This is a genomic window from Streptomyces sp. NPDC059564 (assembly GCF_042735575.1).
Lineage (GTDB): Bacteria > Actinomycetota > Actinomycetes > Streptomycetales > Streptomycetaceae > Streptomyces.
Genome location: NZ_JBHWBP010000294.1, coordinates 1 through 9,659 on the forward strand (window position 1 = coordinate 1; position 9,659 = coordinate 9,659).

General features: G+C 74.5%; 7 protein-coding genes. All 7 read left to right on the forward strand.

The window, feature by feature from the left end:
• Nucleotides 1-20: 20 nt before the first annotated feature.
• The gene (locus ACFV0Q_RS32235) at nt 21-956 is read left to right on the forward strand and encodes a cyclase family protein (protein ID WP_385010159.1); all 936 of its coding nucleotides are present in this window, start codon (nt 21-23) and stop codon (nt 954-956) included.
• A 105-nt stretch (nt 957-1,061) separates the two neighbouring features.
• On the forward strand, nt 1,062-3,863 hold the full coding sequence (locus ACFV0Q_RS32240) for a SpoIIE family protein phosphatase (RefSeq protein WP_385010170.1): 2,802 nt from the start codon (nt 1,062-1,064) through the stop codon (nt 3,861-3,863).
• Between the two features lie 110 nt (nt 3,864-3,973).
• Nucleotides 3,974-5,530: a sugar ABC transporter ATP-binding protein gene (locus tag ACFV0Q_RS32245; protein WP_385010161.1), complete on the forward strand. Its 1,557-nt coding sequence runs from the start codon at nt 3,974-3,976 to the stop codon at nt 5,528-5,530.
• On the forward strand, nt 5,527-6,555 hold the full coding sequence (locus tag ACFV0Q_RS32250) for an ABC transporter permease (protein ID WP_385010163.1): 1,029 nt from the start codon (nt 5,527-5,529) through the stop codon (nt 6,553-6,555). The genes ACFV0Q_RS32245 and ACFV0Q_RS32250 overlap by 4 nt, the downstream gene beginning before the upstream one ends.
• 39 nt (nt 6,556-6,594) lie before the next feature.
• On the forward strand, nt 6,595-7,731 hold the full coding sequence (locus ACFV0Q_RS32255) for a substrate-binding domain-containing protein (RefSeq protein ID WP_385010165.1): 1,137 nt from the start codon (nt 6,595-6,597) through the stop codon (nt 7,729-7,731).
• Nucleotides 7,732-7,802: 71 nt separating this feature from the next.
• Nucleotides 7,803-8,489: a response regulator transcription factor gene (locus ACFV0Q_RS32260; protein WP_385010167.1), complete on the forward strand. Its 687-nt coding sequence runs from the start codon at nt 7,803-7,805 to the stop codon at nt 8,487-8,489.
• Nucleotides 8,486-9,659: histidine kinase dimerization/phospho-acceptor domain-containing protein (locus tag ACFV0Q_RS32265; RefSeq protein WP_385010168.1), on the forward strand; the 1,174-nt coding region annotated here is incomplete at its 3' end. The genes ACFV0Q_RS32260 and ACFV0Q_RS32265, both read left to right, overlap by 4 nt.

Here is a 9,659-nt window from a genome sequence, read left to right on the forward strand (position 1 = left end):
GACCTGGGAGCGCGGTACGCATGAACAGCAACCCCGGCAACGGGCCCGCCGTCTCCCGGCGGGAGTTCGACGCGCTCTTCGAGTCGGTCCGTACCTGGGGCCGGTGGGCCGCCGCCGACCGGGGTGCCTGGAACCGGGTGACGGCGGAGCACGTGCGCCGGGCCGCCGCCCTGGTCCGGTCGGGCACGACCGTCCCGATGGGGCTCCCCTGGGCCACGCGGCCCGGCCCGGACAACCCGCGGCCCGCCCTGCACTACATGTCCGACCTCGGCGACGTGGAGGCCGGCGAACCGTCCGCGTACAAGGACTTCCTCGGCGCCGACTACCACGGCAAGGCCGTGAGCCACCTCGACGCGCTGTCACACATGGCCTACCGAGGGCAGCTGTACGACGGCCGGACGGCCCGCGGGGCGATCGGCGCCGGCGGCGCCCGCTTCGGGGCGGTGGCGGCGCTCGGCCCGCTCGTGACCAGGGGGATCCTCCTCGACCTGCCCGCCGTCCTCGGGGTCGACTGGCTGGAGCCCGGCCGGGCGGTGCACGCGGACGACGTCACCGCCGCCGAGCGGGCACTGGGCGTGACCATCGGTGACGGCGACGCGGTGCTCCTGCGGACGGGCCGCTTCCGGCGGCGCCGGGAGACCGGCCCCTGGGACCCCGGCGCGGCGAGCGCGGGCTGGCACGTGGACGCCCTGCCACTGCTGGCCGAGCGGGCCGTGGCCCTGCTCGGCGGGGACGGGGACAGCGACGTACGGCCCTCCCCGGTCGAGGGCGTGCACTCCCCGGTGCACACCCTCGCGATCACCGCCATGGGGGTGCCGCTGCTGGACAACCTCGACCTGGAACCGCTGTCCGCGGCCTGCGCCGAGGCGGGCCGGTACGCGTTCATGCTCGTCGTGACGCCGCTGAACGTCCCCGGCGGGACCGGTTCGCCCGTGAATCCGGTTGCGATCCTGTAAAGCTCCGGCCCACGGGCTATCCCGCTCCCACCTCCGCCCCGAATATGTGAGGAATATACTCAAATCGGGCTATCGAGAGCGTTCCGGTGAGGGGAAGTGGTGCAGATGGGGGTCGTGGGTGACCGCATCGGCCCCGTGCGTTCCCGTGACCGGTTTCTGCACGGCGAGGAGGCCGGATCGGCCGACGGCGGCGTGCGCGGTCCGATCCTGAGCTCGTGGCAGCGCTGCCGGCTCCTGGGCCTGTCGCCGGACCAGTCCGAGCTCCCCTTCAACGAGGACTTCGACCAGGACGGTCCCCTCGTCCGTGCCGCCGGACCCGTGCTCGACCGGCTCCAGTCGATCTTCGCGGGCAGCCAGATGAACATCTGCCTCGCCGACGGACACGGCACCGTGCTGGAACGCCGTTTCGGGGACAAGGCCCTGACCAGGCACCTCTCCCCCATCCAGCTCCTGCCCGGTTTCGTGTTCGCGGAGCGGGTGGCGGGGACGAACGGCATCGGTCTGACCCTCGCGGAGCGGCAGCTCGTCCAGGTCTACGGCGCCGAGCACTTCGCCGAGCGCTCCCAGGCGAGCGCCTGCACCGCGACCCCCGTACGCGACCAGCTCAGCGGGCACATCGAGGGCGTCCTGTGCCTCGGCTACCCCTACACCGACGCCCACCCCGGGCTGGTCGCGCTGGTGCGCCGGGCGGCCGAAGCCGTCGAACGGCGCCTGATGGAACAGAGTTCGGCGCGCGAGCGCGGGCTGCTGCGGGCCTACCTCGAGGCCGGGAGCCACGCCGCCCACAACGGCGGGCCGGGCTGGGGCGAGTACCCGCTCGCCATGGCCGAGCTGCTGCAGAGCGAGCTGGACCAGTCCGACCAGTCGATCCTCAAGGAGAAGGCCACCGAGCTGATGTCCTCGGTCCGGCGGGCCGCCACCGAGGTGCCCCTGTCCCGGGGCCGGCACGTCACCCTCGTGAGCCGCCCCGTGACGAGCGCCTCCGGGGTGGAGGGCGTCGTCATCGAAGCGCTCATCCCGCAGGACACCGAGCGGCACGCCCCGGCGCCGGGCCACGCCGAGCCCGGGCCGCACCCCGCCGCGCCGCCCGGAGCCGTGCCCCCCGGGCCCGCCGCCCCCGGGCCCGCGCCCACGAGGCCCCGTACCGTCGACGCCCCGCGCGCCGACGGCTCCGCCACCGGCACCGTGCGGGGGCTGGTGCTGGTCGGCGAGCCCGAAGTGGGCAAGTACGCCGTCGCGGCGCGGCGCCGGCTGGAGCTGCTGGCCGAGGCCAGCAACCGCATCGGCACCACCCTGGACGTGGACCGCACCGCCTGGGAGCTCGCCGAGACGGCGGTGCCGCGACTGGCCGACTTCGTCACGATCGACCTGCCCGAGGGCGTACTGCGCGGCGAGGAGCCCCCCAGACCGACCACCGAGATGCACCGCACGGTGGTCCACGGCATCCGCGAGGACTGCCCCTTCTACCCGGTCGGCGAGCAGGTCACCCTCAGCCCGACCACGCCCCACGTGCGCTGCATGATCACCGGGCAGCCGGTGCTGGAACCCGATCTGAAGGCCGCCTTCGGCTGGATCGCCCAGGACCCCGAACACGCCGAGCTGCTGCTCGCGCACAACATCCACTCCCTGATCACCGTCCCGCTGCTGGCCCGCGGCGTCCTCCTCGGCATCGCCAGCTTCTACCGTTCGCAGGACCCGGCCCCGTACGGCGACGACGACCGCGCGCTGGCCCAGGAACTCGCCGCCCGCGCCGCCCTCTGCATCGACAACGCCCGCCGCTACACCCGCGAACACACCCTGGCCCTCGCCCTCCAGCACAGCCTGCTCCCGCGCGGCCTTCCCGAGCAGGACGCCGTCGAGGTCGCCCACCGGTACCTGCCCGCCGAATCCGGGGTGGGCGGCGACTGGTTCGACGTCATCCCGCTGTCCGGCACCCGCGTGGCCCTCCTCGTCGGCGACGTCGTCGGCCACGGCCTGCACGCCGCCGCCACGATGGGCCGGCTGCGCACCGCCGCCCGCAACTTCGCCGAGCTGGAACTCGCCCCCGACGAGCTCCTCACGCACCTGGACAACCTGATGGTGCGCCTCGACCGGGAGGAGGGCGGCGACCATCCCATCCCGGGCAGCAGCGGCATCGTCGGCGCCACCTGCCTGTACGCGGTCTACGACCCCACCTCGCGGCAGTGCGTGATGGCCCGCGCGGGCCACCCCCCGCCCGCACTGGTCGGCCCCGACGGCACCGTGACCCTCCTCGACCTGCCCGCCGGGCCCCCGCTCGGCCTCGGCGGCCTGCCCTTCGAATCGGTCGAGATCACCCTCCCCGAGCACAGCCAGCTGGTCCTGTACACCGACGGGCTCATCGAGGACCGCCACCGCGACGTCGACGCGGCCCTCGACCAGCTGCGCGGCGCGCTGGCCCACCCGGACCGCGCCCCCGAGGAAACCTGCCAGGCGGTCATGGACGCGGTGGCCCCCGAGCACCCCGGCGACGACATCGCCCTGCTCGTCGCCCGTACCAACGCCCTGCCCGCCGACCGGATCGCCGCCTGGGACATGGCCGCCGACCCGGCCCGCGTCTCCGACGTCCGCGCCGCCGCCATGGAGCAGCTGAGCCGGTGGGGGCTGGAGGAATCCGCCTTCGCGACGGAGCTGCTGCTCAGCGAACTGGTCACGAACGCCGTGCGCTACGGCAGCGAGCCCATCCGGGTGCGCCTGATCCACGGCCGTTCCCTGATCTGCGAGGTGCACGACGGGAGCAGCACCGCCCCGCGCATGCGCTACGCGGCCAGCACCGACGAGGGCGGCCGCGGGCTGTTCCTCGTCGCCCAGCTCGCCCAGGCCTGGGGCACCCGGTACACGACCTCCGGCAAGGTCATCTGGGCCGAGTGCACCCTGGACGCGGCGTGACCGGGTACCGGCGCTCTCGGGCGGGCCAATGCCGGATATACCGCCTCAGATCCGCATAGAATCCCGCATGCAGTCGGGAACACCTCGGAGGCCGACCCCCGGAGAAGTCTGTGCATGACGCTCCTCCCGACACCTCGACGGGCCCTGCCCCGCGGTCGGGCGCGGAACCCCTCGTCCGCATCCGCGGTCTCGGCAAACGGTTCGGCGGCACGCGCGCCCTGACCGCCGTCGACCTCGACGTCCACCGGGGCAGCGTCCTCGCCCTCCTCGGCCCCAACGGGGCGGGGAAGTCCACCCTCATCAAGGTGCTCGCCGGGGTCCACCACGCCGACGAGGGCGAGGTGACGGTAGCCGGGCACCCGCTCCGCTCCCACGCCGCCGCCCGGAACATGTCCTTCATCCACCAGGATCTCGGGCTCGTCGAATGGATGACGGTGGCCGAGAACATCGCCCTGGGCACCGGCTACCCGCGCCGCCGCGGGCTGATCTCGTGGCGGCGGACGCGGGAGCGGTGCGCACGGGCCCTGCGGCTCGTCGCCGGGCACCTGGACGCCGACGCCCCGGTCTCCGGCCTCGCCCCCGCCGAACGCGCGCTCGTCGCCATCGCCCGCGCCCTGGCCACCCGGGCCGAACTCATCGTGCTCGACGAGCCGACCGCCACCCTTCCCGCCGCCGACTGCGCGCGGCTGTTCGACGTACTGCACTCCCTGCGCGACCGGGGGCACGGCATCCTCTACGTCAGTCACCGGCTCGACGAGGTGTACCGGGTCGCGGACACCTTCGCCGTCCTGCGCGACGGCCGCGTGGTCGACCGGGGTCCGCTCGCCGGCCACAGCCCGGCCCGGCTGGTGCACGCCATCGTCGGCCGGGAGACGACCGGCCACCGCCCGGCCACCACGCCCGCCGCGGGCCCGCCCCTCCTGCGCCTCGACGGCGTGAGCACGGCGCAGGCCCTCGGGGTCAGCCTGGAGCTGCGGGCCGGCGAGGTCCTCGGCATGGTCGGCCTCACCGGCGCCGGCCACGCGGACCTGGGCCGCGCCCTCGCCGGGGCCCGGCCGATCCTGGGCGGGCGGGTACTGCTCGACGGCCGCCCGTACCACCCGCGTACGGTCCGTGCCGCCCTCGCCCGCGGCGTGGGCCTCGTGGCGGGCAACCGTCAGGAGGAGGGCTGCGCCGCCGAACTGACGGTACGGGAGAACTTCCACGCCAACCCCGGGGCCGCCGGCGGGCCCGCGCCGCGCTGGATCAGCCCCCGGCGCGAGCGCGCCGAGACCGCCGCCCTGATCGACCGGTTCTCGGTGCACCCCCGCGACGGCGAGGTGCCGATCGCCACCCTGTCCGGCGGCAACCAGCAGAAGGTCATGGTCGGCCGGTGGCTGCTGCGCGGCGGACCGCGCCTGCTCGTCCTGGAAGAGCCGACCGCCAGCGTGGACGTGGGCGCCAAGGCCTCGATCCACCGGCTGCTCGACGAGGCGCTGGCCTCCGGCCTGGCGGTGCTGCTCGTCTCCACCGATTTCGAGGAGGTCGCGGGCGTGTGCCACCGCGCGCTGGTGTTCGTACGCGGCTCCGTGGGCGCCGAGCTGACCGGCGCGGCCCTCACCGTCGCCGAACTCACCCGTACCGCCTCGGCCATGCCGCCCGTCACCGGAGACCCGACGAGCCGATGACCCCTGCCACGTCCTCCTCGCCCCGCTCCGTACGGGGACACCGCCTGCGCGGGCACCTGATCGGCGGCTACGGCCTGCTGGTGCTCGCCGTCCTGCTCTTCCTGGTGTTCTCCCTCGCGCTGCCCCACACCTTCCCCACCCGGGACACCGTCTCCTCGATCCTCTCCAACCAGTCGATCCCCGCAATCATGGCGCTCGGCGCGACGGTCCCCATCGCCACCGGCAAGTTCGACCTGTCCATCGGCTACGGCCTCGGCCTGGCGCACGTGATGGTGATGGAGCTCCTCGTCAACGAAGGCTGGCCCTGGCCCCTCGCCTGCCTCGTGGTGGTGGCCGGAGCGGCGGTGGTCGGGGCGCTCAACGGTGTCATCGTCGAGTTCGGGCAGATCGACTCCTTCATCGCCACCCTCGGCACCGGCAGCATGATGTACGCCGTCACCGGCTGGGTCACCGACGGCGCCCGGATCGTCCCCGGCCCGGACGGCCTGCCCGCGTCCTTCACCGGCCTCTTCGACTCCCGGTTCCTCGGACTGCCGCTCCCCGCCTTCTACGTGCTGGCCGTCGCCGCCGCGCTGTGGGTGGTGCTGGAGCGGCTGCCGCTCGGCCGGTACCTGTACGTCATCGGCTCCAACCCGCGCGCCGCCGGGATCATCGGCATCCCCACCCGCCGGTACTCCGTGTACGCCTTCGCCGGATCGGGCCTGATCGTCGGCTTCGCGGGGGTCCTCCTCGCCGCGCAGCAGCAGACCGGCAACCCGAGCGTCGGGCTGGACTACCTGCTGCCCGCGTTCGTCGGCGCCCTGCTCGGCTCCACCACCATCAGGCCCGGCCGCGCCAACGCCCTCGGCACCCTCGTCGCCGTCGCCGTCCTCGCCATCGGCCTCGCCGGCATCGGCCAGCTCGGCGCCCGGTTCTGGGCCACGCCGCTGTTCAACGGCGCGACCCTGCTCATCGCCGTCGGCCTGGCCGGGTACTCCGCCCGTCGCCGGCTGCGTACCGGAGCCACCGCGACCGACCACCCGTAGACCGGAAACAGAACGCAGCGCACCCGCGTCAGGAGCACCGTGCACCCCAACCACAAGGCCACCCTCACCGCCGCAGCCCTGCTGACGGCGGCCGCCGCCCTCGTCGCCGGATGCGGGAGCGGCCCGTCGGCCGGCGGCGCGCCCTCGCCCTCGGGCTGCCCCGCCGCCCTCGCCGCGGCCCGGGCGGCCGTCCGGCGGGCGGAGAAGACCGACGCCACCTGGACCGGCCCGGCCGGCGGCCCCGCCGCGGTACCCGGCAAAACCCTCGTCTACGTCGCGCAGACCATGACCAACCCCGGCGTCGCGGGCGTCGCGCGGGGGATCGGCGAGGCCGCGAAGGCCATCGGCTGGAACGTCCGGGTGGTCGACGGCGGGGGCACTCCCGCCGGACTCCAGGCGGCGCTCAGCGATGCCATCGCCCTCAAGCCCTCGGGCATCGTCATCGGCGGCTTCGACCCCCGGCTGACCTCCCGCCAGGTGGCGCGGGCCCGGGCGGAACACATCCCGGTCATCGGCTGGCACGCGGTGGGCGCCCCCGGCCCCGACGAGGACGCCGGGCTCTTCACCAACGTCACCACGAAGGTCGAGGACGTGGCGAAGATCAGCGCCGACTGGATCATCTCCCGCTCCCAGGGCAATGCGGGAGTCGTCGTCTTCAGCGACGACTCGATCCCCTTCGCGAAGAACAAGTCGGAACTCATCAAGAAGCAGCTCGCGACCTGTTCCGGCGTACGGCTCCTGGCGTCCGAGAACATCCCGATCCCGGACGCCAGCAGCCGCACCCCCCAGGAGGTCTCCTCGCTGCTGTCCCGCTTCCAGGACCGCTGGACGGACTCCGTCGCCATCAACGACCTCTACTTCGCCGACGCCGCTCCGGCCCTGCGCGCGGCCGGCAAGCCGGGCTCCGGCCCGCCCTTCAACATCGGCGCGGGCGACGGCGATCCGTCCGCCTTCCAGCGCGTCAACAGCGGCCAGTACCAGGCCGCCACCGTCCCCGAGCCGCTGTCCCTGCAGGGCTGGCAGATCGTCGACGAGTTCAACCGCGCCTTCGCGGGCCGGCCCCCCAGCGGCTACGTCGCGCCGGTCCACATCTCCACCGCCGCAAACAGCCGCGGCGCCACCTCCTGGGACCCGCCCGGCTACCGCGAGGCGTACCGCGGGATCTGGGGCACCTGACGACCGGGGGCCACAGGCAGCGCGGATACCATCGCCGCATTCGGCGCAGGTGAGGGGCATGAAGGGCAGCGATGACGGATTCCAGGGGCCTCGTACTGATCGTCGAGGACGAGCGTCACATCGCCGACGTGCAGCGGCTCTACCTTGCGCGCGAGGGCTTCGGCGTGCACGTGGAGGCCGACGGGACCGCCGGGCTCGCGGCCGCCGAGCGGATGCGGCCGGTGGCGATCGTGCTGGACATCGGCCTGCCCGGCCTGGACGGCATCGCGTTCTGCCGTGCGCTGCGGGACGCCGGGGACTGGACGCCGGTCCTGCTGGTCACCGCGCGCGGGGAGGAGGCCGACCGGATCCTCGGCCTCGAACTGGGCGCCGACGACTACCTGACCAAGCCGTTCTCGCCGCGCGAGCTGGTGGCCCGGGTCAAGACCGTGCTGCGCAGGGCGGCGGGCCCGCCGGGCGGGGCGCCCGAGACCGTCGGCCGGCTCAGCCTGGACCCGGTCAGCCGCACCGTGCGCCGCGACGGCGCGCCGGTCGAGCTCACCACCACCGAGTTCAACCTGCTCGCGCACCTCGTGCGGCACATGGGGCAGGTCTTCACCCGCGAGCAGCTGCTCGCCCAGGTCTGGGGGTACGCGGGCTACCGCGACACCCGGATGGTCGACGTGTTCGTCTCGCAGCTGCGCGCCAAGCTCGGGGACGCGAGCCCCATCCGTACGGTCCGCGGCGTCGGCTACAGCGCGACGGCTCCCCGTACGTGAGGCCGTCCCGCCCCGCCGGCCGGGGCTCGCTCGCGCGCAACATCGTGGTGCTGACCACCGTGGTGGCGGCGCTGGCGGTGGCGCTGACCGGGCTGATCGCCTGGCAGACGGCCGCGCACGGAGCGGAGCAGCGGGAACGCGACCAGCTGACGCGGCAGGCCACGGTGCTCAGCCGCCTGCCCGTCCTGTCCGGGGCGCTGTTCAACGGCGCCCAGGCGCTGGGCGGGCCGAACGGCGTGGAGCTCGCCGTCATCGCCCCGGACGGGACGGTGAGCGGCACCGCCACCCCCGCCGTGGACCTGGTATCGAAGTCGGCCCTGCTGGCGGGACGAGCCGTCTCCACCACCGGCGTGCTGGGCGGACAGGAGGTGCTGCTGGTGGGTCAGCCGGGCGTACGCGGCGGCGCGGTCGTACTGACCGAGCCGTACGCGGTCGTCACCCACAACACGAACCAGATCCGCCGCAACGTGATCGCGCCGCTGATCGCCGGCATGCTCGGCGCGGCGCTGGCCGGGGCGCTGCTGGCCCGCCGCATCGCCCGTCCGCTGGTGAAGGCGGCGCAGGTCGCGCACCGGCTCGCCGACGGCGAACGCGGCGTGCGGGCCCCGGTGGACGGTCCGCGGGAGACCGAGGACATCGGGCGCGCCCTGAACGGCCTGGACGCGGCGCTGGCGCACAGCGAGAACCGGCAGCGGGAGTTCCTGCTGTCGGTCTCCCACGACCTGCGCACGCCGCTGACCGCCCTGCAGGGGTACGCCGAGGCGCTCGCGGACGGTCTGATCGAGGCGGACCGGGTGCCCGAGGTCGGGAGCATCCTGGCCGACGAGACGCGCCGCCTGGACCGGTTCCTCGCGGACCTGCTGGACCTGGCCCGGCTGGAGGCGGACGACTTCCGCCTCGACACGGCCCCGGCCGACCTCGGCGCGGTCCTCGCCGAGGCAGCGGCCTTCTGGTCCGGGCCCTGCGCGCGCGACGGCGTCGAGCTGCGGCTGGAGCGGCCCGGGCGGCCCGTCGTCGTCGCGACGGACGCCTTCCGCGTACGGCAGCTCCTCGACGGGCTGGTGCGCAACGCCCTGCGGGCCACGCCCCGGGGCGCGCCGCTGGTCCTCGCGGTCGACGCGGCCCCGGACGGCGGGGCCGCCCTGCAGGTCCGCGACGGCGGACCCGGAC

Coding starts and splice junctions, on each gene's coding strand:
- ACFV0Q_RS32250 (WP_385010163.1), top strand. CDS start 5,527: ATGACCCCTGCCACGTCCTCCTCGCCCCGCTCCGTACGGGGACACCGC.
- ACFV0Q_RS32235 (WP_385010159.1), top strand. CDS start 21: ATGAACAGCAACCCCGGCAACGGGCCCGCCGTCTCCCGGCGGGAGTTC.
- ACFV0Q_RS32260 (WP_385010167.1), top strand. CDS start 7,803: ATGACGGATTCCAGGGGCCTCGTACTGATCGTCGAGGACGAGCGTCAC.
- ACFV0Q_RS32240 (WP_385010170.1), top strand. CDS start 1,062: ATGGGGGTCGTGGGTGACCGCATCGGCCCCGTGCGTTCCCGTGACCGG.